The 25996-nt window shown below is 72.5% G+C and carries 25 protein-coding genes; 12 read left to right on the forward strand and 13 right to left on the reverse strand.

All coding sequences use genetic code 11. The annotated features are described in order from the left end of the window. Position 1 precedes the first annotated feature (1 nt). From C2L58_RS26750 to C2L58_RS26755, 3 genes are all read left to right on the forward strand, one after another. Entirely contained in the window at positions 2–1870 is a 1869-nt protein-coding gene (locus C2L58_RS26750) for a helix-turn-helix domain-containing protein (RefSeq protein ID WP_103340448.1), read from the forward strand. Positions 1871–2014: 144 nt separating this feature from the next. After that, positions 2015–2188 carry a hypothetical protein gene (locus C2L58_RS49405; protein WP_158264179.1) on the forward strand — a complete coding sequence of 58 codons (174 nt, stop codon included), beginning with the start codon at positions 2015–2017 and terminating at the stop codon, positions 2186–2188. Further along, a complete protein-coding gene (locus C2L58_RS26755; protein WP_103340449.1) occupies positions 2185–4374 on the forward strand; it encodes a TOMM precursor leader peptide-binding protein in 2190 nt (729 codons plus the stop codon). Before C2L58_RS49405 ends, C2L58_RS26755 begins: the two co-directional genes overlap by 4 nt. On the opposite strand, the gene C2L58_RS26760 is transcribed toward C2L58_RS26755, so the two are convergent. Then, positions 4371–5573: an extracellular catalytic domain type 1 short-chain-length polyhydroxyalkanoate depolymerase gene (locus C2L58_RS26760; protein ID WP_103340450.1), complete on the reverse strand. Its 1203-nt coding sequence runs from the start codon at positions 5571–5573 to the stop codon at positions 4371–4373. The two genes, C2L58_RS26755 and C2L58_RS26760, sit on opposite strands and share 4 nt — an antisense overlap. A 215-nt stretch (positions 5574–5788) precedes the next feature. Between C2L58_RS26760 and C2L58_RS26765 the strand changes: the two genes are divergently transcribed. Beyond that, positions 5789–7093, forward strand: coding sequence for a tannase/feruloyl esterase family alpha/beta hydrolase (locus C2L58_RS26765; RefSeq protein WP_103340451.1), 1305 nt, complete (start codon positions 5789–5791; stop codon positions 7091–7093). Between the two features lie 8 nt (positions 7094–7101). Here C2L58_RS26765 and C2L58_RS26770 read toward each other — a convergent pair whose 3' ends face one another. The 4 genes from C2L58_RS26770 to C2L58_RS26785 all read right to left on the reverse strand — a co-directional run bounded on the left by C2L58_RS26770 (position 7102) and on the right by C2L58_RS26785 (position 10935). Further along, entirely contained in the window at positions 7102–7503 is a 402-nt protein-coding gene (locus tag C2L58_RS26770) for a hypothetical protein (protein WP_103340452.1), read from the reverse strand. A 321-nt stretch (positions 7504–7824) separates the two neighbouring features. Next, entirely contained in the window at positions 7825–8805 is a 981-nt protein-coding gene (locus C2L58_RS26775) for a TolB family protein (protein WP_103340453.1), read from the reverse strand. Further along, on the reverse strand, positions 8802–10058 hold the full coding sequence (locus tag C2L58_RS26780) for an MFS transporter (RefSeq protein WP_369904245.1): 1257 nt from the start codon (positions 10056–10058) through the stop codon (positions 8802–8804). The genes C2L58_RS26775 and C2L58_RS26780 overlap by 4 nt, the downstream gene beginning before the upstream one ends. A 4-nt stretch (positions 10059–10062) precedes the next feature. Continuing rightward, positions 10063–10935 carry an alkaline phosphatase family protein gene (locus C2L58_RS26785; protein ID WP_103340455.1) on the reverse strand — a complete coding sequence of 291 codons (873 nt, stop codon included), beginning with the start codon at positions 10933–10935 and terminating at the stop codon, positions 10063–10065. A 222-nt stretch (positions 10936–11157) separates the two neighbouring features. Between C2L58_RS26785 and C2L58_RS26790 the strand changes: the two genes are divergently transcribed. Genes C2L58_RS26790 through C2L58_RS26810 form a run of 5 tightly spaced genes read left to right on the forward strand, consistent with a single transcriptional unit; the run spans position 11158 to position 14252 of the window. Further along, complete coding sequence (locus tag C2L58_RS26790) at positions 11158–11412, forward strand: hypothetical protein (RefSeq protein ID WP_103340456.1); 255 nt, start codon at positions 11158–11160, stop codon at positions 11410–11412. Continuing rightward, a complete protein-coding gene (locus C2L58_RS26795; protein ID WP_103340457.1) occupies positions 11409–12386 on the forward strand; it encodes an FAD:protein FMN transferase in 978 nt (325 codons plus the stop codon). Before C2L58_RS26790 ends, C2L58_RS26795 begins: the two co-directional genes overlap by 4 nt. Then, positions 12383–12934, forward strand: a complete 552-nt coding sequence (locus C2L58_RS26800) for a ferric reductase-like transmembrane domain-containing protein (RefSeq protein ID WP_103340458.1) — start codon at positions 12383–12385, stop codon at positions 12932–12934. Before C2L58_RS26795 ends, C2L58_RS26800 begins: the two co-directional genes overlap by 4 nt. Then, on the forward strand, positions 12931–14061 hold the full coding sequence (locus C2L58_RS26805) for an NADH-ubiquinone oxidoreductase-F iron-sulfur binding region domain-containing protein (protein ID WP_103340459.1): 1131 nt from the start codon (positions 12931–12933) through the stop codon (positions 14059–14061). Before C2L58_RS26800 ends, C2L58_RS26805 begins: the two co-directional genes overlap by 4 nt. Beyond that, positions 14058–14252: a ferredoxin gene (locus C2L58_RS26810; protein WP_103340460.1), complete on the forward strand. Its 195-nt coding sequence runs from the start codon at positions 14058–14060 to the stop codon at positions 14250–14252. Before C2L58_RS26805 ends, C2L58_RS26810 begins: the two co-directional genes overlap by 4 nt. Positions 14253–14481: 229 nt before the next feature. Here C2L58_RS26810 and C2L58_RS26820 read toward each other — a convergent pair whose 3' ends face one another. The 4 genes from C2L58_RS26820 to C2L58_RS26835 all read right to left on the reverse strand — a co-directional run bounded on the left by C2L58_RS26820 (position 14482) and on the right by C2L58_RS26835 (position 18484). Beyond that, on the reverse strand, positions 14482–14988 hold the full coding sequence (locus C2L58_RS26820) for a YciI family protein (protein WP_233225951.1): 507 nt from the start codon (positions 14986–14988) through the stop codon (positions 14482–14484). Positions 14989–15096: 108 nt separating this feature from the next. Next, positions 15097–15381 carry a hypothetical protein gene (locus C2L58_RS26825; RefSeq protein WP_103340461.1) on the reverse strand — a complete coding sequence of 95 codons (285 nt, stop codon included), beginning with the start codon at positions 15379–15381 and terminating at the stop codon, positions 15097–15099. A gap of 228 nt (positions 15382–15609) precedes the next feature. Then, complete coding sequence (locus C2L58_RS26830; protein ID WP_233225952.1) at positions 15610–17421, reverse strand: serine/threonine-protein kinase; 1812 nt, start codon at positions 17419–17421, stop codon at positions 15610–15612. Between the two features lie 97 nt (positions 17422–17518). After that, positions 17519–18484 carry an SDR family NAD(P)-dependent oxidoreductase gene (locus C2L58_RS26835; protein WP_103340463.1) on the reverse strand — a complete coding sequence of 322 codons (966 nt, stop codon included), beginning with the start codon at positions 18482–18484 and terminating at the stop codon, positions 17519–17521. A 105-nt stretch (positions 18485–18589) separates the two neighbouring features. On the opposite strand from C2L58_RS26835, the gene C2L58_RS26840 reads away from it, so the two are divergent. The 3 genes from C2L58_RS26840 (at position 18590) to C2L58_RS26850 (ending at position 20952) form a co-directional block, all read left to right on the forward strand. Further along, a complete protein-coding gene (locus tag C2L58_RS26840; protein ID WP_103340464.1) occupies positions 18590–19159 on the forward strand; it encodes a DUF6069 family protein in 570 nt (189 codons plus the stop codon). A gap of 5 nt (positions 19160–19164) precedes the next feature. Further along, positions 19165–19581, forward strand: a complete 417-nt coding sequence (locus C2L58_RS26845) for a nitroreductase/quinone reductase family protein (protein ID WP_233225953.1) — start codon at positions 19165–19167, stop codon at positions 19579–19581. Between the two features lie 84 nt (positions 19582–19665). Next, complete coding sequence (locus C2L58_RS26850; RefSeq protein WP_146073687.1) at positions 19666–20952, forward strand: hypothetical protein; 1287 nt, start codon at positions 19666–19668, stop codon at positions 20950–20952. 4 nt (positions 20953–20956) lie between these two features. Here the strand turns inward: C2L58_RS26850 and C2L58_RS26855 are convergent, their stop codons facing one another. From C2L58_RS26855 to C2L58_RS26870, 4 genes are all read right to left on the reverse strand, one after another. Then, complete coding sequence (locus C2L58_RS26855; RefSeq protein ID WP_103340467.1) at positions 20957–21760, reverse strand: ABC transporter permease; 804 nt, start codon at positions 21758–21760, stop codon at positions 20957–20959. Continuing rightward, positions 21757–22734, reverse strand: a complete 978-nt coding sequence (locus C2L58_RS26860) for an ATP-binding cassette domain-containing protein (RefSeq protein ID WP_199191459.1) — start codon at positions 22732–22734, stop codon at positions 21757–21759. Before C2L58_RS26860 ends, C2L58_RS26855 begins: the two co-directional genes overlap by 4 nt. Positions 22735–22813: 79 nt before the next feature. After that, positions 22814–23323, reverse strand: a complete 510-nt coding sequence (locus C2L58_RS26865; RefSeq protein ID WP_103340469.1) for an OsmC family protein — start codon at positions 23321–23323, stop codon at positions 22814–22816. Positions 23324–23399: 76 nt separating this feature from the next. Then, complete coding sequence (locus C2L58_RS26870) at positions 23400–25676, reverse strand: M4 family metallopeptidase (protein WP_103340470.1); 2277 nt, start codon at positions 25674–25676, stop codon at positions 23400–23402. Positions 25677–25996: the final 320 nt, after the last annotated feature.

Raw genomic sequence — 25996 nt, forward strand, 5'->3', positions numbered from 1 at the left:
CATGACCGCCGTGACCGCACCCTCGGACGCGCTGCGCCGGCTGCTCGACCTGCTCGCCTCCGGGGCGAGCACCGAGCAGCTGGCGCACGTCGTCGTGGCCGCCCGCGCCGAGGGCGACCTCGACGCGGCCGACCTGGCCGCGCTGGCCAGCGCGGGCGAGCTGGCCCTGCGGATCCGCGAGACCCTGGCCGAGCACCGGCGGCGCGAGGCCCGGCTCACTGCGTTGTTCGAGACCGCGAGCGAGCTCGCCGCGCTGTCCGATCCGGACACCGTGCTGCGCTCGATCGTCCGGCGGGCGCGGGCCCTGCTCGGCGTCGACGTCTCCTACCTCAGCCTCAACGACGAAGCCGAGGGCAAGACCTACATCCGGGTCAGCGACGGCTCGGTGTCGGCCGAGTTCCAGCAGATCGTGCTCGGCATGGGGGAGGGCCTCGGCGGGCTGGTCGCGCAGACCGCGCGGCCGTACGCGACCTCGGACTACTTCAACGACGACCGGTTCAAGCACACCCGGCCCATCGACTCCGGCGTCGAAGACGAGGGCCTGACCGCCATCCTCGGCGTCCCGCTGGCCATCGGCCCGAAGGTGCTGGGCGTGCTCTTCGCGTCCGACCGCGCCGCCCGGGAGTTCTCCGCCGACGAGGTGGCGCTGCTGTCGTCGCTCGCCGACCACGCGGCGATCGCCCTGGACAGCGCGAACCTGCTGGACCAGACCCGCCGCGCGGTCGCGGAACTCAACGAGGCCAACGCGACGATGGAACGCGCCGAGGACGCCCACGACCGGCTCACCGACCTCGTCCTGCGCGGCGGCGACCTGCCGGACGTGGCCGACGCGGTCGCGGCCGTGCTGCACGGCGAGCTCACGGTGTACGACGCCGACGGCACGCTCCTGGCCAGTTCGGCGGCCGCGGTGGCGCTCGACCCGGCTCCGTTCGACCAAGACGTGCTGGCCACGGCGCGCACCACCGGGCGCGCCGTGTCCACAAAGGACAACTGGGTGTGCGCGGTGCAGGCCGGACCCGAACTGCTGGGCTGCCTGGTGCTGGCCGGGCGCCCCGGGCTCGGCGACCCCGACCGGCGGCTGTTCGAACGCGCCGGCGTCGTGACGGCGTTGCTGCTGATGCTGCGGCGTTCGGTGGTGCGCGCCGAGGACGAGGTCCGCGGCGAGCTGCTGACCGACCTGCTCACCGCACCCGGCCGCAATCCCCGGGCCCTGCTGGCCCGCGGCCGCCGCCTGGGTATCGACCTGTCGGCCCCGCACGCGGTGCTGGTCGCCCACGCGGACGGCGGCTCGCGGCGGCGCGTGGCGAGCGCGGCCGCCCGGCACGCGACGCTGGTCGGGGTGCACGCGGAGGAGGTCGTGCTGCTCGCGACCGGCGACCCGGACGAGCTGGCCCGCCGCGTCGCGGCCGACCTCGGCTCGGCGACCGGCCGCCCGGTCACGGTGGGCGCGGCGGGCCCGGCAGGCGGCCCGTCGGCGATCGCGGAGGCCCACGCGGAGGCGGCGCGCTGCGTCCGGGCGTTGCTGGCGCTCGGCCGGACGGGCGAAGGCGCGGCGATGGCGGGGCTGGGTTTCCTCGGCCAGCTCCTGGGCGATCGCGCGGACCTGGACGCGTTCGTCCGCCGCACGCTGGGGCCGGTCCTGGACTACGACGAGCGCCGCGGCACGGAACTGGTGGCGACGCTGCGGGCCTACTTCGCGAACGGCTCGCAGCTGGCGCGCACGAAGGACGTGCTGCACGTCCACGTGAACACGGTGGTGCAGCGGCTGGAGCGGGTGGCGTCACTGCTCGGGGAGGACTGGCAGGTGCCGGACCGGGCCCTGGAAATCCAGCTGGCGCTGCGGTTGCACCGGCTCGGTTCCTCGCGGTGACTCCCGTTTTCGTCGGTGCTGTCCGGTAGCGTGGAAATCGGGGGGCGCCCCCGCGGGCTCGGCAAGTACCCCGCCCGGCCCTAGCGGAACCCCCGGCGGCCCCGGCACGGTGGAAGTTGACGAAACCGACATCGAGGGGGTCTCGTGAAGGAATTCGAAAGCGCGCTCGCGGCAGCGTTCGAGGTCGGCCCGGCCGCGGTGCCCGGGCTGGCGATCGACCAGCTCGACGGCCGGTCGGGTACCGGGGCCGGCCCGGTGCCGATTTGCTACACCTGGGTGGCGGACCCGGTTCGCCCGTCGGTCAGCCCCTGCCGGTGACCGGACCGCCGCCGCCCGTCGTCGGGTTCAAGCGGCACCTCAGCACCGCCGTGGTGCCCGGCGACGCGGTCTACGTGCTGTCCGAAGAGAGCACGACGGCGCTGCGCGGGCCGCACCTGGAGTCCCTGGTCCCGTTGCTCGACGGCACCAGGGATTTCGCGGCCCTGCGCCGCGACCTGCCCGCCGACGTCCCCGCCGAAGAGGCGTCCGGGGTGCTCACCCGGCTCGCCGAAGCCGGGCTGATCGGCCTGCGCCCGGCCCTTTCCACACCCGAACTGGCCTACTGGGACGCCGTGGGCGCAGAACCGGCGTGCGGCCGGGTGGCACTGATCGGTGGGGATCCCGCGTCGGCGGACGTACTGCGCTCGGCCGGGCTCACCGTGGCCGAAGACAAAGCCGATCTGTCCATCGTGCTGTGCCACGACTACCTCGACGAAACACTGTCCGAAGTGGACGCCGAACACCGCGCGTCCGGACGTCCGTGGCTGCTCGCCAAACCCCTCGGGACGCGCCTGTGGCTCGGCCCGTTCTTCACCCCCGGCGACGGCCCGTGCTGGCACTGCCTGGCCGCCCGGCTGTGGGGCAACCGGCCCGCCGAGGCCCACGTCCGCGCCGCGCTCGGCCTGCCCGGGCCGCTGCCGCGTCCGGAAGTGGCGCTCACGCCGCTGACTTCCGTCGCACTCAACCTCGTCGCCATCGAAGCCGTCAAGTGGCTGGCCGGGCAGCGGTACCCGGGCCAGCGGCACCTGTGGACGTTCGACAGCCGCGACCTGGCCGGCGAACGGCACGAGGTGCGCGCCCGGCCGCAGTGCGCGTCCTGCGGAAACCCGGAGCTGGTGCGCGAACGGACCCGCCGGCCGGTGGTGCTCGAGCCCCGGCCGAAGTCCCGCACCGACGGCGGCGGGCACCGCGTGCTGCCGCCGGAACAGGTGCTCGGCACCTACCGGCACCTGGTCAGCCCGCTGACCGGGGTCGTCAAGGAGCTGCGCCGCGACACGCGCGGCCCGGCGCTGTTCGCGTCGTACCGCTCCGGGCCCAACATCGCCCTGGGCCGGCGTGGTGCCGATCGGCTGGTCACGGCGTTGCGCAGCCAGAACGGCGGCAAGGGTGTCACCCCGCTCCAGGCCGAAGTCGGCGCGCTGTGCGAGGCCCTCGAACGGCACAGCGGCCACCACGACGGTGACGAAGAACGGGTGCGGGCCAGTTTCCGTTCGCTGGGCGACAAGGCGGTGCACCCCGACACGTGCCAGCTGTTCGACGAACGCCAGTTCGCCGACCGGGTGCGCACCAACGCGAATCACGGGCCGTTCCAGCACGTCGCCGAGCCGTTCGACGACGACGCCGTGCTGGACTGGACCCCGGTGTGGTCGCTCACCCGCGGCGAACACCGGCTGTTCCCGACCGCCCTGCTGTACTTCGGCGCACCCGGGCCGCCGTCCGTGCTCGCCGACTCCAACGGCAACGCCGCGGGCGGCACCCTGGAAGACGCCACGCTGCAGGGGCTGCTCGAGGTCGTGGAACGCGATGCCGTCGCGCTGTGGTGGTACAACCGCACCCGGCAGCCGGCGGTCGACCCGGACGCGTTCGGCGACCCCTGGATCGCCGAGCTGCGCGAGGCGTACGCGGGCCTGGGCCGTGAGCTCTGGGTCCTCGACCTGACCGCCGACCTGGGCGTGCCGGTGCTGGCCGCGGTCTCCCGGCAGACCGGCGGCGCGCGCGAGGCGATCATGCTGGGGTTCGGTGCCCACCTCGACCCGGCCGTCGCCGTGCGGCGCGCGCTGACCGAGCTGAACCAGATGATGCCCCCGCTCCTCGACGGGTGGGACGGCGGCGACGACCCGGACGCGGCGCGGTGGCTGCGGGACGCGACCGTGGCCGGCCAGCCGTACCTCCGGCCGGACCACGCAGCGGGGCCGGCCCGCTTCGGTGACCTTTCTTCGCCCGACCTGCTGGCGGACGTGCGGCTGGTGCAGGCCAGGCTCGAAGCCGCCGGGCTGGAGGTGTTCGTGCTCGACCAGACGCGGCCCGACATCGGCCTGCCGGTGGTCAAGGTGATCGTCCCAGGCCTGCGCGGGTTTTGGGGGCGCTTCGCGCCCGGGCGGCTTTACGACGTGCCGGTGCGGCTCGGCCGCCTGGCCGAGCCGACCGCCTACGAAGACCTCAACCCGATGCGGATGTTCCTTTAGCACTCCCCGTCGGCGAGGACCCAGTAACCCGGGGACGTCTCCCGCAGCGCGTGGACGGTGAAGGTGTTCCACAGCCCCATGGCCTGGTTCGAACCGTTCGCGTACGTCTGCCCGGCGCTCTGGTGCGCCCGGCCCGCCTGCGTGTGGGCGTAGTTGCTCGCGCTCACGCAGGTGCCCGGCGGCGTGGTGGTCGTGGTGGTGGTCGTCGGCGGCGGTGTGGCCGTCGTCGTGGTGCCCGTTCCCTTGTCCAGCCCGAAGAACACGCCCGTGTAGTAGCTCGAACAGATCCCGGCGAGGAAGTACGCGCCGGTGCTGCCGCACTGCGTCGCGCCCGTGCCGGGGTCGACCGCGGTGCCGTGGCCCATGCCCGCGATCGAGTACAGCCGCACCTTGCCGGCGTAGTCCGTCAACGTGGTGCCGCCCGGCAAGGACTGCGTGCTCGTCGGCGTCTGGGAAACGCCGTGCACCGCGGTCCACTGGTCGCGCAGCTCGGTGCCGTTGACCGGGTAGACGGTGTAGTCGCCGGTGCCCTGCCAGATCGCGACCCGCGGCCACGGGCCGCCGTAGCCGGGGTACTGCGCCTTGACCTTCGCCGCCCACTGTGCCGGCGTCAGGTGCTGGTCGTTCTGCTGGCAGTTCGTCGCTTCGGTGACGCTCGTGGCGCACTGGGCGGGCAGCCCGGCGTTGATCCCGCCCGCGGCGAAGACGTCCGGGTACGCGGCGAGCAGGTCGGCGGTCATCCCGCCGCCGGCCGACAGGCCGGTGACGAACACCCGGGCGGGGTCCGAGCCGTGGTCGGCGATCGCCTTGTCCACCATGGACTTGACGGACGCGGCTTCGCCGTTGCCGCGGGTGTCGTCGGCGGTGGAGAACCAGTTGAAGCACTTCAGCGAGTTGTTCGCCGTCGACTGCTGCGGGAACACGACCTCGAACCCCCAGCGGTCGGCCAGCTCGGGCCAGCCCGAGTGGGCGTAGTAGTCCGCCGCGCTCTGCGTGCAGCCGTGCAGCGCGACGACCACCGGCCGGCCGGTCCCGAGCCCGGCGGGGGTGTAGGTGTACATCGCCAGCGCGCCGGGATTGGCGCCGAAACTGCCGACCGGGACGAGCGATGACGGCGGCGGATCGGCGGCGGCCACCCCGACGGTGGTGAGCACGGCGGCGGTGATCGCGGCGAGGCCGGCGAAGGCGAGCTTGCGCATGGTGAGCTCCTTCTCGTCGTTGAGAGGGTCCCGGTGACGTTAAGACGGCCGCCCGGCCGCGGACCATGTGGCCGTCCACCACATCGGCTCGCCCGTTCATGGTGACCGGCGGGATGGCTCCCGGGCGCCGCACGCGGTTGGGTTCGGGTATCGCGACGAGGCGGAGGTGGAGCGTGCGGGGTTGGCTGGCTGGGGTTCTGGCGGGAGCGCTCGCGGTGGCGTTGCCCGCACCGGTGTCGGCTTCGGCCGGGCGCTGCTCGGTGCACGTGCCCGGTGCCGAGGTGTCCGTGGCGGCGTGCCTGGACGACCTGACGACGACCGGAACCGTCGCGTCCGGGCACACCGTCGAGGCCGACTGGGCGGGGCTGACCTCGGCGGGGCTGCCCACCTTCGGCGCGGTGCCCGGCGTGCAGGTCGACGGCTACTTCCCGGACACGTCCACGGCGAACGCCAACCACGGCTGGAACCACGACGCGCAGTTCGTGCTGCGCCTGCCGGCCCGGTGGAACGGCGGCCTGGTCGTCTCCGGCTCACCCGGCGTGCGGCGCCAGTACGCGAACGACCGCGCGATCGGCGACCAGGCGCTCGCGGAGGGCTACGCGTTCGCCGCGACCGACAAGGGCAACACCGGCGCGGCGTTCTTCACCGACGGCGTCCGGCCGGGGGACGCGCTGGCCGAGTGGAACTCCCGCGTCACGCAGCTGACGCTCGCCGCTCGTGCCGCCGCGGCCCGGCACTACGGCCGTCCGGTCACGAAGACCCTCGCGGCCGGGCTGTCCAACGGCGGGTACCTCGTGCGGTGGCAGCTGGAGAACCGGCCGTGGCTCTACGACGGCGGCGTCGACTGGGAAGGGACGCTGTGGCGGGCCGACGGGCCGAACCTGCTGACGTTCCTGCCCCCGGCGCTGCGCGCGTACCCGGCGTACGCGGCGGGATCGGAGCCGGCGCACCAGTCCATTCTGGACGCCGGGTTCGCGCCGGGCTCGGAGTTCCTGTGGGACTACCACTACCGCGTCTACTGGGACCTGACGCAGCGGATCTACCGCGAAGAGGTCGACCCGTCGTTCGACGGCCCGCTGGAGGCGGGGACCCCGTTCTGCGCTTCGGGAACGCCGTCCTGCGACGCGGACTACGCGTATGCGTCCCGGCCGCCGTCCGTGGCGCGCGCGGTCGAGCGGATCTCGCTGACCGGCCGGATCGGCAAGCCGCTGCTGACACTGCACGGCACGCTCGACACGCTGCTGCCGATCACCCGCGACTCCGACGTCTACGACCGCATGATCACGGCCGCGGGGCGCGGCGCACTGCACCGGTACTACCGGATCGAGGGCGGCAACCACGTCGACGGGCTGGCCGACGCCTTCCCGGACCGGCTGCGCCCGCTGGGCCCGTGCTTCCGGACGGCGTTCGACGCCCTCGGGGGCTGGCTGCGCGGCGTGCACCCGCCGTCCTCGGCGACGATCGCCCGCCCGGGCGCAGCGACCCCGGCGGAGCTGGCGACGGCGTGTGACCTGGGCTGAGCGCCCGGTCAGTCCAGGTTGCGCAAACCGTCGAGGATGCGACGCATCAGGTCCGAGTCCGGCGGGGCGAACGCGAACCGCGGGGCCGCGAACCCCACGGTCGCCGGGGCCGGTGGCGGGAGGAAGCCCGCCACCCGGGACGGCAGCCGAGCCGGGGCCGGTTCGCGGCGGGTCTGCGCCGGGATCGGCAGCGTCGGCAGGGCGACCGTGCCCGCGTCGGCCAGCTGCCGCGCGGCCACCTCGCGGCGGAGGCGCGACTGGATCCCGGCGACGGTGAAGTCCGGCTCCGGGTCGGGGACGGCCGGGGACCGGCGCGGCCGCCGCTCCAGGGTGATCGCCCAGGCCGCCGCGGCGAGGGCCGGCAGCAGCAGCCCGGCGACGATCGCGAGACCCGGCAGGTCGACGGCCATCAGGCGGCCCCGGGCACAGGTAGGAGCATGACGTTCACTTCCGGACGGACGGTACTTCCGCAGCATGGCCGACACCTGGATATTCGACAGCAAGGAATTTTCGCGGACCCCGAGCCCATCATGAATGACGGCCGACGCTCCCGCAAGCGGCCGAACGGGGTCGACCGTCCGGACGGTAAAACTGCAGCTCAACACGGGTTTCGCGGCGGGTAGACCGCGCCTCTCACCCAGTACTACGGCCGGCGGTTCGATCCGGTTCACCGCATTTCCGGACGATTGAAAGGCGCATCGGCGGCACCCTGCCGGAGGCCGCCGCGACGTTCACGAACCCAGGGCCGCCGGGGACTCGGCGTCCGGGATCAGCAGCCGGGCGGCGCCGGAGCCGTCGGCCGGGACCGACCAGACGTCCGCGTGGCCCGGGCCGCGGGGCAGGCCGTAGCCGATCGTGCGGGCGTCGAGCCACGCCGGCTGGTCGTCGACGCTGCGGGTCTCCGCCAGCGGCGTCACCTTCGAGGCCGCCAGGTCCAGCACCGACAGCCGCCAGCCCTTGGCCGGATCGCCGTCCACAGCGGACTTGAACGCCACCCGCGTCCCGTCCGGGGACAGCGACGGGCACTCGACGTTCTCGCGCAGCGTGCGGATCGTGTGCGCGGTGAAGTCGCCCGCGACCAGGTAACGGTGGCCGGCCGTCGACATCGTCGCGTAGAAGTGCCGGTCGTCGCGGGTGAACGTCACGCCCCAGAAGTTGAGGTCCGCGGCCTGGTACGGCTTCCCGTCGAGCGTCACCGCGTAGTCCTCCAGCGTGCCCGCGAGGTCGCCGGTCGCCGCGTCGAGGATGCCGGCGCGGGTGGAGAACATGCCGCCGTTGTAGGAGTCGCCGGTGACGAAGACCGTCCACGCGAGCATCCGGCCGCTCGCCGACACCCGCGCCCGGTTCGGCAGCCCGACCAGCGGGATCTCCCGCTGCACGGCCAGCCCCCGGTCGAGCACCGCCAGCTGGTAGGTGGTCAGGTCGCCGTCCTGGCGCAGGCAGAGGCCGGTGCCGCCGGCGGCGTACACCCGCGCGCACGACAGCGGCGACACCGTCCGCGGGCCGCCGGGGTCGGTGGCGGACACGGTCGCGACGTGCCCGCGGTCGGCGTCGCCGGTGCTGCGGAACAGCAGCCGCGGGCCCGGGTCGAGGCTGACGGCGCCGGTCGGGGTGACGTCGTGGCCGCGCGCGCTCGCGAACCCGACGTACGCGACCGCCGCCCCGGCGAGCACGAGCACGCCGACGACCGCGATGAGGATCCGGGTCTTCACGCCGGCACCTTCCGCGGGGAGAGCACCGCGAAGGTGACGGCGATCGCGACCACGGCCCCGCCCGCGGCGACGGCGATCGCGAGGTTCGCGCCCCAGAACTGCCACGCCAGTCCGAAGAGGACGGACGAGGTGAAGTAGGCGAGCGCCTGCACGGTCTGGACGAGCGAAATCCCCGTGGTGCGCAACGACTCCGGCAGCAGCGGGCCGGCGAGCGCCATCAGGACGCCGTCGGTCGCCGCGTAGAAGGCGCCGTACAACGCCAGGGCGAGGGCGAACAGCGGCCAGCCGGACACCGGCCCGGCCAGCAGCAGGTAGACCAGCGCCAGCGCGCCGTAGCCGCCGAGCACCACCGGCAGCCGCCCGACCTTGTCGGCGAGCACGCCCAGCGGCGCGGCGAGCAGCAGGTAGCTGAGGTTCGTACCCACCGCGAGCAGCGGGAACCAGCCGGTGGCGATGTCCTCCTTGTGCTGCAGCAGCAGGTAGACGAACCCGTCGCCGACCGTGGCCAGCCCGAGCACGCACGCGGCCACCAGCAGCCGCCGCACGCCGCTGCCGCGCAGCAACGCGGCCGCCGCGCGCGGCGAGACCGCGTTCGCGGCCGCTTTCGGCGTCCGGCGGTCGCGGACGAACAGCACCAGCAGCAGCACCCCGATCGCGGCGACGCAGAAGCTGACGACGAACACGGCGTCGAACGCTTCGGGGTCGGTGGCCCCCACGGCGGCCAGCACGGCGAGCGCGACCAGCGGCCCGGCGAACGCGCCCACGCTGTCCATCGCGCGGTGCACGCCGAAGGCCCGCCCGAGCAGCGGCTCGGGGGCCGACAGCGTGATCAGCGCGTCCCGGGGCGCCGTCCGCAGGCCCTTGCCGGCGCGGTCGAGCGTGATCACCGCGCCGATCGCGGCCGCCGACGCGCCGGCGGCGAGCAGGCCGAGCTTCGCCACCGCGGACAGCGCGTACCCGGCGCCGGCGACGACCTTGCGCCGCCGGACCCGGTCGGCGACGTACCCGCCGACGATCCGCAGCAACGCCGTCGCGCCGGTGTAGAGGCCGTCGACCAGCCCGTACGCGGCGGGGCTCAGGTGCAGCCCGAGGACGAGGTACACCGGCAGGACCGCGGTGACCATCTCCGAGGAGACGTCCGTGACCAGGCTGACGGCGCCCAGCGCGAAGACGTTGGCGCCGACCGCCGAGAACTTGCGCTTGGACACCGTCCCAGCATGCTCTGGAATGACCCTGCTGGTGGACAGGTACACGCGGTTACTGCCAGACGTCGAGGATCGGCGACTTGCTCGCGGCGTTGCCGATGCCGGGCAGGCCGTAGGCCGCCTCGATCGTGCGCAGGACCGTGTAGTGGTTGATCGACTCGCTGTAGCTGCCGACCTTGACGTTCGCACCGGTGAACGTCGTGAAGATCTGGTTGACCGACGTGCCGCTGTCCTCGTCGAAGGTGGTGATCAGCAGGCTGTTGTGGGTCTTGGCCCACTGGGCGTACGCGTCGAGGTGGTTCTTCAGCCAGGTGTCGCCGGTGCCGACGCTGCAATCGTGCATGTCGTTGCACATATCGGGCGTGACGAACGAAACGGTCGGCAGCTGGGTGAAGTCGCTCGGGAAGGCGGAGTAGCGCAGGTTGCCGGCGGCGGGGACGTTCGAGAAGTCGACCCAGCTGTTGTGCTTGCGCCGGTAGGTGCCGCTGGAGCAGCCGGTGTAGCCGTCCGAGGGCATGGCTTCGGAGTAGCCCTTGAAGGTCTTGCCCGCGCCGATCAGCTGCTGGCCGAGGTTGGCCTTCGCGCCGAGGTTGGCCGGGCAGGTGTCGTCGGTGACGCCCTGCGTCGCGCCGGAGAAGAGGGCGACGTAGTTCGGCTGGCTCGGGTGGGTGATCGCGAAGGAGTTCGTGAACTTCGCGCTCTGCGAGGCGAGGGTGTTGAAGTAGGGCGCGCTGGAACTGCCGTTGATCGAGGAGTACTTCTTGTTCTCGAACATCACCAGGACGATGTGGTCGAACGCCGGCACGGCCGCGGCGGTCGGCCGGACGGCGGGCTCGTCCGTCCGGGTGACGACGGCCGCCGTGGCGACTCCGGCGGTGACCAGGGTGGCCGCGGCGAACGCGGCGAAGATCCGCTTGCGGATCATGGGTCCTCCAGCACTGAGGGGGTGGGCGCCTCATGGTGCCCACGGCGGGGGGCCGGTGCGTGAGGTGCTGTGGTCCGGTTCGTGTACACCGGGAAACCTCCGGCGGACAACGGAAAGAGTGGGTGAATGGCTTTCCGGTGTCAACCTCCTTTGGTTGGGGCGTCAGGGCTTTGACAGGTCGTTCCCAGCTCGTTCAAAGGAACGGCGCCGACACTCGGTGCCATGGAACCCATCACCCCGGCCGGACCCGCCCGCCGCGAGCAGGGACGCCGCAAGGCCGCACTGGCGACGGCGGCCGCCGCGGTACTGGGCGCGGCCGCGGTCGGCGCCATCGGCTTCGGCCTGTCGGCGGCCTCGGCTGACACGACGCAGAACACGACGACCACTTCGACGGATTCTCAGGATCAGCTCGAGGCGCCGGACAGCGGCTTGAGCAGCGGCTCCGGCCACGCGCACACCGGCTCGGGTGCCTCGTGACCACGGCCTTCCCGGCCCTGGGCACGACGGCGGAGCTCCTGGTGACCGACCCGGCCCGCTTGGGGACGGCGGTCGAGGTGTTGCGGGAGGAGCTGGCGGCGATCGATGCGGCGTGCAGCCGGTTCCGCCCGGATTCGGAGATCTCCCGGCTGCACGAGGCGGCCGGGCGGGAGGTCCGGGTGGGGCCGTTGCTGGCGGAGGCCTTGGGGGTGGCGTTGCGCGCGGCCCGCTTGACGGAGGGGCTGGTCGACCCGACGGTGGGTGCGGCGGTGCGGGCGCTGGGGTACGACCGTGATTTCGCTTTGGTTGCCGCTGACCGGCACACCTCGGTTTCGAACGTCGCGAAGGACTCGTTCGGGACCTCGGCGGTCCCGGATGAGTCATTCGCGGCTTCCTTCGGTCGCGTGCCCGGCTGGCACCGGATCCTCTTCGACCCCGTCCGGCGGGTCGTCGTCCTGCCCCGCGGTGTCCACCTCGACCTCGGCGCGACCGCCAAGGCCCTCGCCGCCGATCGGGCCGCGCGGCGGATCCACGCCGCCGTCGGCTGCGGGACCCTCGTGAACCTCGGCGGTGATCTGCGCGCCGCCGGGCCGCCGCCGGTCGGCGGCTGGCTGGTCGCGCTCGGCGACGATCACGCCGATGCCGTCACCCGGCCGGACGCCACCGTCGCCCTGCACCGGGACGGCGCGCTCGCCACCTCCGGGACCACCCGGCGGCGCTGGCGCCACGGCGGCCGGATCGTGCACCACATCGTCGATCCGCGCACCGGCGACGTCCCCGAAGCGCGGTGGCGCACCGTCACCGTCGCCGCCAAGTCCACTGTGGACGCCAACATCGCGAGCACCGCGGCGATCGTCCTCGGCGCCGGCGCACCCGCCTGGCTCGAGCGACGGCACCTGCCCGCGCGGCTGGCCGGCGTCGACGGCGACGTCGTCACGACACCCGGCTGGCCCGGCGAGCGGGCGGCGGCATGAGCTCCGCGGTGTGGTACTTCAGCCGCGCGACCGGGCTCGTTTCGCTGGTGCTGTTCACCGGCGTCGTCGTCCTCGGCGCGCTCGGCGCCGGCCGGTTCGCCACGCGGGAGTGGCCGCGGTTCACCGTCGCCACCCTGCACCGGAACCTGGCGCTGACCAGCCTCGCGTTCCTCGCGGCGCACATCGCGTCGGCGGTCCTCGACGGGTACGTCCCGCTCGGCTGGCTCGACGTCGTCGTCCCGTTCGGCGCGGACTACCGGCCGCTGTGGGTCGGGCTCGGGGCCGTCGCGATCGACCTGGTGCTCGCGATCGTCGTCACCAGCCTCGTGCGCACCCGCCTGCCGGCGCGCGTGTGGCGCACCGTGCACTGGCTGGCCTACCTGTGCTGGCCGGTCGCGCTGGTGCACGGCTTCGGCATGGCCGAGAACGACTCCGCGTACGGCTGGATCGTCGCGCTCGACGTGCTGTGCGTGCTGGCCGTGCTCGGGTCCGCCGGCTACCGCGCGGCCCACGTCCGCAAGTTCGCTGCCCTGGGAGGCACCCGATGACCATCCTGCCCCCGCACCGGCTCGACCTGGCCGGCCACCGGCGCCGCAACGGCGTCGTGCCGTGGGTCGCCTACCACGGCGACGACGGCCGCGACCGGCTGATCGAGGCCGTCGAGGCGGCGGACCTGCGCGGCCGCGGCGGCGGGGGCTTCCCGACGGCGGTGAAGCTGCGCGCGGCCCGGTCGAAGCGCTCGATCGTCGTCGCGAACGGGTGTGAAGGCGATCCGCTGAGCCGAAAAGACGTGGCGCTGCTGACGCTTTCGCCGCACCTCGTCCTCGACGGCCTGCAGCTCGCCGCGCACGCCATCGGTGCCGCCGAGGCCGTCCTTTGCGTGCACGCGGGCAGCCCGGCGCTGCCGGGTATCCGTGCCGCCCTCGCCGAGCGCGAAGACCGGGTGCCGGTGCGGGTCGCGGAGATCCCGCGCCGGTACGTCGCCAGCGAAGAGACCGCGCTCGTCCGCTACCTGACGTCGGGGGACGCGCGGCCGCTCGGCAAACGGCCCCGGCCGGCCGAACGCGGCGTGCGCGGGCGCCCGACGCTCGTGTCCAATGTGGAGACACTGGCGCAGCTGGCGTCGGTGGTGCTGCTGGGTCCGAACCACTATCGCGCGGCCCGGACCGAACTCGTCACGGTCACCGGTGCGGTCCGGCGGCCCGGCGTCGTCGAAGTGGCCGCCGGGACGTCCATGGCGGGCGCGCTGGCCGCGGCGGGTGGCGAAGCGGAGCCGGTGCAGGCGGTGCTCGCCGGCGGTTACGGCGGGACGTGGACGGCGGAGCTCGGCGGCGGTGTGCCGGGGATCGCGGCGGTCCACGCGTTGCCGGTGCGGGCGTGCGGGCTCGAGTACACCGCGAAGGTGCTGGCGTTCCTGGCGGCCGAGTCGGCCCGGCAGTGCGGGCCGTGCACGTTCGGGTTGCCCTCGATCGCGGCGGACTTCGCGGAGCTGGTCCACGGCGGCCCGTCGGCGCCCCGGCTGGCCCGGCGCCTCCCGCTGCTCACCGGCCGCGGCGCGTGCGCCCATCCGGACGGCGCGGCCCGCCTCGCGGCGAGCGCGCTGCGGGTGTTCGACGCCGACGTCCGCGCGCACCAGGCCGGCGGCCGGTGCCGGGTCCCGGCGGGTGTCGCATGAAGGTGACAGTCGACCCGATCAGGTGCCGTGCGCACGGGTTGTGCGCGGATCTGCTGCCGGAACTGGTGCGGCTCGACGAATGGGGCTATCCGGTGGTGGCGCCGGGCCCGGTGCCGGCGGGACTGGCGGCGGAGGCGCGTGGCGCGGCGGCGGCGTGCCCGGCCTTGGCGTTGCGGCTGCGGAAGGACTGAGCCGGCGCGGTAATCCGGTCGTGCCGCCGTGGCGGAGCCATTGGCCTTCGCCACCATGGACGGCAGGCTCATCGACCGGATCCGCGGCGCTCGGAGAATCGCCGCGGGCAGGGGGCACGCCGCCTGGCAGACCACGCGATCCGCCTGTACGAAAGCCTGGGGTTCGTGACGCTCGGAACGGCGCCGGGCGCCTTCCGGCACCCGGACGAGGGGGACGTCGGGCTGCGCATCATGTGGCTGGACCTGCGGTGACCCGCCCGCCGAACCGCCAGGTGCGCACTTCGACGGCGGCGTACCAGGCCGGGCTGAGGATGCTGCGCGCCGCGCCCGGGGTCGCCGCCCTCGTCAGCGCGGCCGTGCCGAGCCAGGCGGTGCCGTCGTCGGACAGGAGTGGTCCGTAGGCGATGAGATCGTGCCCGGCCGGCGGTTCGACGTCGGCGGGCGGGCCTTCGCCGAGGCCGAGGACCAGGTAGCCGGCCGGGTCGCCGGGGGAGTCCCACATCGTGGTGCCGAGGGCGTTGCGCCACCGGCGCAGCAGGACGTCCCGGTACCCACCGGCCTGGTAGGTCGGCTCGTCGAAGGCGAACGCGCGGGCCGCGGCCGGGTCCGGCAGGTCGAGGGCGTGCACGCTGCCGGTGGGGGTGCCGGCGTCGTCCAGCGTCGGGCCGCGGGCGATCATCCGGGTTGCGTAGCGGTCCATGTAGGCCCAGTGCGCTTCCAGCGTTTCCTGCCGCAACGCCGATGCCCGGGGCGATCGCGGTGGTAGCAGAAGAACTCCATGGACCGCACGCTAGCCGTCCGCCGGCGACCGGCCGGCAGCCGGGCGGCGAATGGGTTTTTTCGTTCAGTGCTGTTCCGGTTCGGACAGTTCTTCGGCGAAGATGGTGTCGATCTTCCGGGCCGCCGTCCGCAATTTCGCGACGCTCGCGGCGAGCAGCGCGAACGCGGCCGCCGGCACCACGAGCAGCACGGGCGGCCACCCGAAGCCGGCGACGGCGACGGCGCAGAACACGGCGGAGATCAGGAAGACTGCCCGGCCGGCGACCCGCGGCCACGCGGGACGGGGCTTGGCGTGCCGGCCGCGCGGTGTGCGGAGAACCGGCCGCGCGAGGGCAGCGTGGACACTCATCCAGACCTCCGGAAATATCATCGAACCCGGCGGGAGGGGATTCCCGGCGGCCGTGCCCGCGCGGAACGACGCGCAGTTGGCACGTGGTGTGTGTCGGCCCGGACGCGGCTCCGGTTACCTGTCGTTATTGGTTCGAGTCCCAATTCACGGAATCGAATTACCGTCCGTTCCGGACGGTTTCCGCACTAGGGCCGTTGGACCCGGTTTCGCGCGCCGGAGGTCCCGCCCTCAGGAGTCGTGGCCCTTGCCTTTGCCCTTGCCGGGGTTCTCGTTCTTCTCGGTCTTCTCGGGCTTGCCCTGCTTCGGCGGCTCGGCGGCGGGCGGCGGGGCTTCATGGGTGACGGCGGCGGGCTCGAGCGACGCCGGTCCGCTGGGGGCGGGACCACGGCCACCGGCGGCGTCGGAGTGCGGCGCGGAGGTGCCCGGGTCGGCGAGCGGGGTGGACGACGACGGTGTGGGCGTGGCCACCGGGGTGTGCGCGGCGGGCGGCTGGGCGGGGGAGCTGGTCCCGGTGTCCTGGTTGATCAGCACCAACGCGGACACGGCGGCAACGGCGGCGGCGGTCAGCCCGGCCGCCGCGGCCAGCCGGCGGCGCCGGGGACTGTCGGCCGGGGGCACGGCCGTGGCGGCTGCCGCGACGGGGTGGAGGTGGGTCGGCGCATCGTCGGCGGGCCAGTCATGGCCGGTGGAGGGGGTGTCGGTGGGCCAGTCATGGCCGGTGGAAGGGGTGTCGCTGGGCCAGTCGTAGCCGGCCGAGGGGGTCTCGTGGGCCGGCACCGCTCCGGGCGCGAGCCCGCCGTGGCCGATTGAGCCGGTGGCCATACGAGTGTCTTGTGTCGGCTCCGGGCCGGTCGCGGGGCCGCCGTGGCCGATCGGGCCGCTGGCCGAGGGGGAGCCGTGGGCTGGCACCGCGTCGACAGCCGGCCGGCCGAGGCCCGCCGAGCCGGAAGCTGCGCGCGCCGGGTCGGCGGCCGCAGCCGTGCCGGCCAAACCCGTGCCGGCCAAACCCGTGCCGGCCGAATCCGCGCCGGCCGCAGCCCCGCCGAGGCCACCCGCGTTGGCGGCGGAAGCCGTCTCCTGGCGCGCCGGGCGGCGACGCCACCGCGGGCTGCGCTCCGTCCGGCTCCACGGCAGCGTCGGCGGCGGGGCGTGCAGCATGTCCAGCACCTTCGCGGCCGTCGGCCGGTCGGCGGGCTCCCGCTGCGTCATCCGGCGCAACGTGTAGGCCAGCGTCGCCGGCGCGTCCTCCGGGATCCGCGGAGGTCTCGTCAGCCGGGCCATGGCCGCCTCGACCATCGTGCCCGGGTACTCCCGTTGTCCCGTCAGGCATTCCAGCAGGATCAAGCCCAGCGCGTACACGTCCGCCGGTGGGCCCGCCGGCTCGCCCGACACCTGCTCCGGCGCCAGGTACGCCGCCGTCCCCGGGATCAGGCCCGTGCCCGTGATGTGCGTGGTGTCGAGCGCGTGGGCGATGCCGAAGTCACCGATCAGGGGACCGTCCGCGGACAGGAACACGTTGGCCGGCTTCAGGTCGCGGTGCACGATCCGCCGTGCGTGGACGTGGGCCAAAGCCTCGGCGAGCCCGTCGGCCAGCGCCGTCACGTCCGCCGCCGGCATCGGGCCGCCCAGCAGGCGCTCCGCGAGGTTCTCGCCCTCGACGAGCTGCATCACCAGGAACGTCCGGCCGTTCTCGTCGCCGCTGTCCAGCAGCGCCACCACGCCCGGGTGGCTGATGCTGCCCTGGATCGTCATCTCGCGCAGCCGACGCCGCTGGTCGAGCGCCACCGCGTCCCGGTCGTAGATCTTCACGGCGACCTCGCGGGTCAGCCGGACGTCGTAGGCGCGGTACACGCGGGCCGTGGCGCCGCTGCCGATCAGCCGGCCGACCTCGTAGCGCCCGCCCAGCAACCCGGGCGGCCGCTGGTCGTCGAGGGCACTGCGCGGGGTGATGGTGAATTCCCCGAGTGCGTAACGGCCACAGGTGACTCCCGCCCCGTCGCTCGTCGGCGGGCGCCCCGTTCTCCCGGCTTCGTCGGCCACGGGCGCCAAATACCCCGGTCCCGCTGACGGCAAACGTCGGAAGATCACGAAGAAAGTATCGTCCGGAGCCCCGCCGACGTGACATTTCAGAGCGCGATCACGGCCGCGCGAACGCGTCCACCCCGGTGAGCTGGGCCGACAGCGTCCACAGGCGCGCGGCCTGCTCGCGGTCGACGGCGTACCCGCGGACCCCGGACTCGGCGAGACCCTCGGCGCCCTCCGGCGCGAGGTCGGCGACGTCACAGTCCTCCAGGTACAGCCCGCCGAGCCCGGCCAGCTGCGGCGAGGTCGCCGCCCAGACCGTGGTCGCGGCGCCCTGCTCGGGGGTCTTGAACCGGACCAGGTAGTTGCCGGCCTCGTCGATCCAGCCGCGTTCGATCATCTCCGCCCGCGGCAGGTGCCGCTGCAGCGGCGTCATGATGCCGCCGGGGTGCAGCGCGAACGCGTGGACGTCCTTCTCGGCGCCCAGCCGGTCGAGCTGGACGGCGAAGAGCACGTTCGCCGTCTTGGCCTGCCCGTAGGCCTGCCACTTCTCGTAGCCGGTCTCGAAGTGGACGTCGTCCCACCGGATCGGCGAGTAGTGGTGGCCGCGCGAGGACAGCGAAACCACCCGGGCGCCCTCGGCGATCGCCGGCCACAGCCGGTTGACCAGCGCGAAGTGGCCGAGGTGGTTGGTGGCGAACTGGGCCTCCCAGCCCGGCCCGACGCGGGTCTCGGGGCAGGCCATGATGCCGGCGTTGGCGATGAACAGGTCGATCCGCCGTCCGGTCGCCAGGAAACGCCCGGCGAAGGCACGGACGCTTGCGAGGTCGCCCAGGTCCAGCTCGTCGACCTCGACGCCTTCGATTTCGCCGAGCGCTTCCTCGGCGGTCTCGCGGCGGCGGGCCGGGACGACGACGTGGGCGCCGGCGCCGGCCAGCGCGCGGGTGGTTTCGAGGCCGATCCCGGAATACCCGCCGGTGACGACGGCGAGCTTCCCGGTGAGGTCCACGCCCGCGACGGCTTCGGCGGCCGTGGTGGTGGCGCCGAAGCCCGAACCGATCTTGTGCTGTGCGGTGGTCATGGATCCGACGTTACGAGCTGGAGTGCACTCCAGCGCAAATCGCGGCCGGGGCCGAAACGGGGGACAATCGGGGAGAGAGGCACAGCCGACCCCAGGAAGGCTCTGATGGCCGACTACTACGGGAACCAGCCCCAGGACGTCCGCCCCGGCATCGACGCGCGCCGCCTGTGGGCGGGCGGCGTGGCCACGGCGGTGGTCGCGGCCCTGCTCGCGGTCGTCGGGCTGCTGATCGCACGCGGGATCTTCGAGGTCGAAGTGCTCGCCCCAAAAGGCGAAGGCGTCTGGGGCAACGCGAGCACCACGACGTACGCACTGGTCGCCGCCGCGGTGGCCCTGCTCGCCACCGGGCTGATGCACCTGCTGAGCGTGGCGACGCCGGCGCCGTCCCAGTTCTTCGGCTGGATCATGGTGCTCGTCACACTGATCGCCGTGGTGCTGCCGCTGACCCTGACGGTGGCCCCGAGCGCAAAGATCGCCACGGCGGCGATCAACCTGGTGATCGGCCTGGTCATCGCGGCGGTGGTGAACAGCATGGCGGCCAGCGCCCGGACCCTGCACCGGCGCCGCACCCAGCAGAGCGCGCCGCCGCCGGCTCGCCAGCAGAGCGCGCCCCCGCCGCCGACCCGGCAGCAGTGGACCCAGGAGGACCCGCCGACCCGGTACTACGACCGGTGACCGTCATGGACATCCGGGACACCAACCGCCGGGTGATCGAGCAGTTCCGCGCCGGCGGCGAGGTCGAGGGCATGCACCGCGAGCGCCTGGCCCTGCTGACGACGACGGGCCGGCTGTCCGGCGAGCCGCGCACGGTCCCGATAATGGTCCACCGCGACGGTGCGCGGTGGCTGGTGGTGGCGTCCAACATCGGCGCACCCCGCCACCCGGACTGGTACCTGAACCTCGAGGCTGATTCCCGGGTGCGGGTGGAGGTGGACGGGCGGTCCTTTGACGCGGAGGCGTTGCCGCTGCTGGGGGCCGACTACGTGCGGACGTGGACGGAGCTGGAGAAGGAGTACCCGTTCCTGGCGGATCACCAGGCGAAGGCGCGGCAGGCCAGGCGGGTGATCCCGATCGTGGAACTGTCCGAAGAGGACTGAAGTGCCGGTCACGGCCGGTGACCTTCCTGCCACGCCTTCGGGTGTGGTAGTCGTAGGCCGGTGCACACTCGTGGTGTCCTCCTGTTGCTTCTTGCTTCCCCGATCGCCGCGCTCGTCACATTCGTGGTGTTGAGTACTGCTGTCCTGGCGTTGTACGTCTTGGCCGATGTGCAGAACAGCAGGCGGTTGCCGGATGAGGTCGCGGCGCGGGTCATCCCCAAGTGGTCGGCGCGGGCATGGTGGTCGCAGTGGCAATCCGGAAAGCCGCGGAGCAAGTGCGTCCGAGCGTTGGTCGGCCCGGGGGTTCGAGTCGTCGCCTGTGCTGTTGTCGGGTACTACGGGAGCTGGATCGCCTTGGGCCCCGTGCGCGCCGTCGGCAAGATGAACGGACAGGACGTTCCGGCGTGGGGCGGACCACCGTTGCCGGCCTACGTGGGTCTGGTCATCGGTCCGGCGCTGGCCGTCCAAGCGATCCAATACACCACAAGCGGCAACTACCGGAAAATCTGGTTGCTTCCGAACCTTCATTTGCCCGCCGGCGTGCTCGGTATCGCGACCCGATACGACTTCCTGCGCCAGGTCTGGCTCTACGTCTGGCTGGATCGCTGCAGGAAAGTTGCTGTTCTCTATTGCGTCGCCGCCACGCCAGCCGCATTCATCGACCTGTCTCGGCCGGCGTCCGATAGCTGGGAAGGTCCGACGTTCACCGCGGAAACCGGGTACGAACTGCTGCTCCTCGCGGGTTCGGCCGCAACCTTCGTGGTGGGTCTCGTGCTGAAACGCGTCATCGCCGTCGCTCAGCCCAGCGCTCATGCCGCAATTGCCGTTCAGCGGTGCCTGCTCGCCGAGGAGGAGTACCGAAGGCCGGAATTCATCAAGCGCCGCGCGGGGATCATCGATCCGCTCGGAGAACGGCGGGTCCTGCTCGTCCGGGCCACGCGCTCCTTCGACGCGGCCGCCGCGAGAATCGATCAGGCGTTCGCTCAGCATCCGGTGGCATCGATCCTGCGTGCCTGCAGCCGGCACATCCACCTGTTCCTGGCGAGCACGAGGTCGCTGGCCGGACGCTATCCCGAGGAACTGGTCACCGTTCTCAACGACGCCGTCATCGTGCTGGCGGGTCCGATCGACCCCGAGTTCGCGACCTCGGTGGCCCGGAAGGTCGACGCGTTCGGCCACGACGGTGCACCTCATCCCGTGCGATCAGCGCCGAAACGCCGTTGGATTTCCCTGATCGCACGGGCCGCCGACTCTCTCGATCGCTACTCCCGGTTCGGTACCGCCGCCTGGGGTTTGTTCCTCCTCGTGGCCGTAATCGTCCTCCTGCTGCAGGGCCACCTCGACCTGACCAAGATCCAGCTGCAGAAGTAGCTGCCTACTTGCTCGCCACCCGGCGGTACCGCGCCGTCGCCAGCGGGGCGAAGATCGCGATGATCGCCAAGCAGCACAAAATCGCGTACAGCGCCGCGTTCTCCGCCGGCCAGCCCGTCGGCGGGGCGCCGAAGCGGTTGCCGAACAGGTCGCGGGTCGCGTTGATCACCGCCGTGAACGGGTTCCACTCCGCGATCGCCTTCAGGAACGGCGGGAGCGTGTCCGTCGGGACGAACGCCGAGGAGATGAAGCTCAGCGGGAACATCCAGATCAGTCCCGCGCTCTGCGCCACCTCCACGCTGCGCGCCGCCAGGCCGATCAGCGCGCCCACCCAGGACAGGGCCCACGCGAACATCAGCATCACCAGGTAACCGAGCAGCGCGTCCCAGAAGCTGCCGCGGATGCGCCAGCCGACCAGCAGCCCGCACAGCGACATCACGATCAGCGCCACGACACTGACCACCAGGTCCGACGTCGTGCGGCCGAGGACCACCGCGATGCGGGACATCGGCAGGGAGCGGAACCGGTCGATGATGCCCTTCTGCAGGTCGTTGGCGAAGCCGATGACCGTGAACGCCGAGTTGAACGCCACCGTCTGGGCGAAGATCCCGGCGATGAGGAACTCGCGGTAGGCCGCGCCGCCCGCTTCGCCGCCGATCGCGTTGCCGAAAACGTAGGCGAACAGCAGCACGAACATGATCGGCTGCAGCGTCGCCGCCATCAGCCAGTCGGGGTTGCGGCGGACGTTCGTCAGGTTGCGCCACGTGACGATGCCGCCGTCGGAAATGCCCTTCGCGAGCGCGTTCATTTCGCAGCCTCCGAGGACGCCGAAGCACCGTGGCCGGTCAGGGACAGGAAGACGTCGTCCAGCGTGGGCCGGTGCAGGCCGACGTCCTGGACCGTGATGCCGTGGGAGTCGAGCCGCCGCAACGCCTCGATCAGCGCCTTCGGCCCGGTGTCGACCAGGATCTCGGCGCGCCGCGTGTGGTCGTCGCCGGACGGCTCGCCGGTGCCCACCTCGCGCAGCACGGCCAAGGTCGCCGGCAGGTCCGCGGCCGAGGCGACGACCAGCTCCAGGCGTTCGCCGCCGATCTGGGCCTTCAGCTCGTCCGCCGTGCCGCGGGCGATCACCCGGCCGTGGTCGATCACCACGATCGAGTCGGCCAGCTGGTCGGCCTCTTCGAGGTACTGGGTGGTCAGCAGCACGGTCGTGCCGTCGGCGACGAGTTCCTTGATGACCTCCCAGGTGTCGAGCCGCCCGCCCGGGTCGAGCCCGGTGGTGGGCTCGTCCAGCACCACGACGGTCGGCTCGGCGACCAGCGCGCCGGCCAGGTCGAGGCGCCGCCGCATCCCGCCGGAATAGCCCTTCGCCGGCCGGTCGGCGGCCTCCTCCAGCCGGAACCGCGTGAGCAGCTCCCGGGCGCGCGAGCGGGCCGCGGCCTTCTTCCGGCCGTAGAGCCGCCCGACCATGTAGAGGTTCTCGAACCCGGTCAGGTTCTCGTCGACGGCGGCGTACTGGCCGGACAGCCCGATCCGCTGCCGCACCTCGTCCGGCTCGGCCAGCACGTCGTACCCCGCCACGTGCGCCGACCCCGAGTCCGGGCGCAGCAGCGTGGTCAGGATGCGCACGGTGGTGGTCTTCCCGGCGCCGTTCGGGCCGAGCAGGCCGAGCACCTGCCCGGCCGGGATGTCGAGGTCGACGCCGTCGAGCGCGCGCGTCGAACCGTAGGTCTTCACGAGCCCGCGTACCCGGACGGCTGGGTCCGGTCCCGGCTGTGGCATGACGGCTCCCCCTTCAGGTGACCCCGACAAGCTAGGCCACGCTGCCCGATTTGTCCTCCGGGTTTTCCCCTGAAACGGCTCAGTTCGCCGAAAGCGTGACGGCGAACTCCGGCGGCGTCCGCAGCGACTGGAACACGACGCAGTAGCGCTCGGTCAGCTTCTTGAGCGTCGCCAGCTGGTCCTCGCTCGCGTCGGTGTCGAGGTCGAACGACAGCCGGATGGCGCGGAAGCCCACCGGGGCGTCCTTCGCGACGGCGAGGGTGCCGCGGAAGTCCAGGTCGCCCTCGGCCCGGACGCGCCCGCCCCGGACGGTCAGGCCCAGCGACGTCGCGACCGCCCGCAGCGTCACGCCCGCGCACGCGACGAGCGCTTCGAGCAGCATGTCGCCCGAACAGGCGAGGGTGCCGTCGCCGCCGGTGGCCGGGTGCAGCCCGGCTTCCACCACCGCGCGGCCGGTCTCGACCTTGCAGGAGATGCCGAGGCCGTCCAGCTCGGCGTCGGCGTGCAGCGTGATGAGCGCGCTTTCCGGGTTGTCCCGGTACTTGTCCTTCAGCGGCGCCTGGGTCGCCCGCAGTTCCTCGGTGTCCATGCGCCGATTCTGCTCCCGAAAACGCAGGAGCGGGGAGACCGGTTTCCCGGCCTCCCCGCTACTGGTACTCAGTTGTTCAGCTCAGGGTGACGGCCACGTCGTCGATGACGAACGAGGTCTGCAGCGAGCTGTCTTCGGTGCCGGTGAACTTCAGCGCGAGGGTGCCGCCGGCCGCCGACGAGACGTCGATGGTCCTGAGCGCGTACCCGGACGCCTTGTTCAGGTTGGAGTAGCTGCCCAGCGTCGTGCTGCCGTTGGCCACGGTCAGCTTGTCGTAGGCGGTGGAGGTGGTCGTCTCCGCGGTGTCGATGTGCAGGTAGAACGTCAGGCTGGCGTGGCAGCCCGCCGGGATGCTCACCGACTGCGCGATCGACTCGGTGGTGGTGGAGCCGTAGCCGTCGAGCCACGACGAGTAGGTGCCGCCGTGCGCGGCCTGGCCCTGCGAGCCCCACTGGCCGATGGAGCCGGTGGTGCCGGTCCAGCTGCCGCTACCGGATTCGAAGCCGCCGTTGACGATCTTCTGGCCGGAGCAGCCGGTGGTGGTGCCGACGGTCCAGCTGAACGACGCCGTGCCGGTCTTGTTGGCCGCGTCCTTCGCCGTCACCGTGACGCTCGAGGTGCCCGCGGTGGTCGCGGTGCCCGAGATCGTGCCGGTGGAGGCGTTGATCGACAGGCCGGCCGGCAGGCCGGTGGCGGACCAGGTGTAGGGCGCGGTGCCGCCCGAGGCCGACAGCGGCAGGTTCACCGCGGTGCCGGTGACGGTCGACTGGTTGCCCGGGTTGGACACCGTGACGGTGCCGGTCGCCGAGCACGTCGGGTCGGCCGACTGCGCCGGCACGCTGATCGCGTCCCACGCCGCCTTGACGGTGTTGAACTCGGTGCAGCTGCCCGGGAACAGGTTCTTCGCCGCGGTCAGCGTCCAGGTGCGGTACTTCAGGTACGAGCTGCTGGAGGTCTTGAGCAGCATCGCGTTGTAGAAGATCTTCACCGCGGTCTGCACGCCGAGGCCGGTGATGGTGGAGCTGTTGCAGGTGCTGCTGGTCGGCTGCCCGTTGGTCGGGTTCGTGCCCTCGGCCAGCAGGTAGAACCAGTGGTTGCCGGGGCCGGCGGCCGCGTGCACCTCACCGTTGGGAACGCTGCTGTCGTAGCAGTTCTTGTCGCCCAGCGCCGACGGGTTGTACATGTTGCGGATCGGGCCGGAGCCGACCAGGTTGACCTGCTCGCCGACGAGGAAGTCCGGCTGGTCGTAGGGGGCGGGCTCGTTCGCGAACCACTCGGTCGAGGCGCCGAAGACGTCCGCGACGAACTCCTGGGTGCCCGCACCCGAGATGCCGCCCGGGGTGTGGTCGTCGATGCCATGACCGTGCTCGTGCGCCACGACGTCGATCGAGCCGATCCAGCCGCCGGCGGTGTTCTTGCCGATCTGGACCTGGCTGCCGTCGTAGTAGGCGTTCTGGTCGTTCAGGCCGACGCGGATCGGCCAGCCGCCGCCGTTGCCGTCGAAGCTGTTGCGCCCCAGCCACTGCGAGAGCATCTTGTTCTCGGTCTGGGCGGCGAACAGCGCGTCGACGCAGCCGGTTTCGCGGTTGCTGGCGGTGCCGTTGCCCCAGAGGTCGTCCGGGCCGCTGAACGTGGTGTTGTTGGCCGCGTCCTGGCAGGACGTGTTGGTGATCGTCGGGTCCTTCAGCGAGTACGTGCTGCCCGAGTGCGTGGTGTCGAGGTGCACCGGGTTCGGGCCGTTCCACGCGCTGGTGCCGTCACCGTTGAGGACGTGCTCCTGGGTCTTGAGCACCTTCCCGGTGGCGGCGTCGACGATGACGTCGAGCCGGCTCGGCCCTTCGGCGTCGCGGCCGACGACGGTGCTCTTCCACGCCAGCGTCGGGGAGCCGAGCGCGAAGACGACCTGCTGCGCCGGGCTCACGCTGTCCACCGCGGACAGCTGCTGCCGCGCGGTCGCCTCGGCCGCGGCCTGCGAGATCTTCGCGGCGGTGGTGGCGAGGTCGATCGTCTGGTCCTGGGCGACGGAGGTGCCGAGCACCTGGCCCGTCGAGTCGGTCGCCACCACGAAGTCGCCGCCCACCACGGGGAGGCCCTTGTAGCTGCGCTCGTAGGGGATGTACTTCAGGCCGTTGGTCGCGGAAATCGCTTTCTGAGCCAGGAAAACGTCGTCCGAGCTCGCGTGCAGCGCGGCGGGCCTGCTCGCCACGAGCCCGGCCGCCGCCGACACGGCCAGGGTCTGGGCGTCCGGGACGGCGTTCGGGGTGGCGGGCTGGGCCTGGGCGGTGGTGGTCGTGCACACCGCGGCGATCAGCGCGCCGCTCGCGGCCAAGACGAATGGACGTCTCAGGTGCATCGGGGGATCTCCTCCGGGCAGGGCGAACCGGCCCGGGGTCGAGCCGGGCCGAGAACGGGGACGACGGGGAAATGGTGCGGCTTAGCGGAAATCAGCATCCGGTGTGAAAGCCCTGTGAACAAGCGACGAACGTAGGGGTCTTATCGGCAATGAGCAATACTTCCCGAAAAGGACATTTGACATTATTGGGATCTGCGGTGTCGTCTGTCCATTGAGGACTCGGGGGAGATCACCGCCGTTCGGACGATCTTCCCTGCGTCCGAGACGACGAAGGGCCCCTTCGCCACAATCGGCGAAGGGGCCCTTCGGTGCTGCTGGTG

The sequence above is a fragment of the Amycolatopsis sp. CA-126428 genome (assembly GCF_002904335.1).
In the GTDB taxonomy this organism is placed as follows: Bacteria; Actinomycetota; Actinomycetes; order Mycobacteriales; family Pseudonocardiaceae; genus Amycolatopsis.

Coding starts and splice junctions, on each gene's coding strand:
- C2L58_RS26750 (WP_103340448.1), top strand. CDS start 2: ATGACCGCCGTGACCGCACCCTCGGACGCGCTGCGCCGGCTGCTCGAC.
- C2L58_RS26760 (WP_103340450.1), bottom strand. CDS start 5,573: ATGCGCAAGCTCGCCTTCGCCGGCCTCGCCGCGATCACCGCCGCCGTG.
- C2L58_RS26770 (WP_103340452.1), bottom strand. CDS start 7,503: ATGGCCGTCGACCTGCCGGGTCTCGCGATCGTCGCCGGGCTGCTGCTG.
- C2L58_RS26785 (WP_103340455.1), bottom strand. CDS start 10,935: ATGATCCGCAAGCGGATCTTCGCCGCGTTCGCCGCGGCCACCCTGGTC.
- C2L58_RS26790 (WP_103340456.1), top strand. CDS start 11,158: ATGGAACCCATCACCCCGGCCGGACCCGCCCGCCGCGAGCAGGGACGC.
- C2L58_RS26800 (WP_103340458.1), top strand. CDS start 12,383: ATGAGCTCCGCGGTGTGGTACTTCAGCCGCGCGACCGGGCTCGTTTCG.
- C2L58_RS26805 (WP_103340459.1), top strand. CDS start 12,931: ATGACCATCCTGCCCCCGCACCGGCTCGACCTGGCCGGCCACCGGCGC.
- C2L58_RS26810 (WP_103340460.1), top strand. CDS start 14,058: ATGAAGGTGACAGTCGACCCGATCAGGTGCCGTGCGCACGGGTTGTGC.
- C2L58_RS26825 (WP_103340461.1), bottom strand. CDS start 15,381: ATGAGTGTCCACGCTGCCCTCGCGCGGCCGGTTCTCCGCACACCGCGC.
- C2L58_RS26835 (WP_103340463.1), bottom strand. CDS start 18,484: ATGACCACCGCACAGCACAAGATCGGTTCGGGCTTCGGCGCCACCACC.
- C2L58_RS26840 (WP_103340464.1), top strand. CDS start 18,590: ATGGCCGACTACTACGGGAACCAGCCCCAGGACGTCCGCCCCGGCATC.
- C2L58_RS26845 (WP_233225953.1), top strand. CDS start 19,165: ATGGACATCCGGGACACCAACCGCCGGGTGATCGAGCAGTTCCGCGCC.
- C2L58_RS26855 (WP_103340467.1), bottom strand. CDS start 21,760: ATGAACGCGCTCGCGAAGGGCATTTCCGACGGCGGCATCGTCACGTGG.
- C2L58_RS26860 (WP_199191459.1), bottom strand. CDS start 22,734: ATGCCACAGCCGGGACCGGACCCAGCCGTCCGGGTACGCGGGCTCGTG.
- C2L58_RS26865 (WP_103340469.1), bottom strand. CDS start 23,323: ATGGACACCGAGGAACTGCGGGCGACCCAGGCGCCGCTGAAGGACAAG.
- C2L58_RS26870 (WP_103340470.1), bottom strand. CDS start 25,676: ATGCACCTGAGACGTCCATTCGTCTTGGCCGCGAGCGGCGCGCTGATC.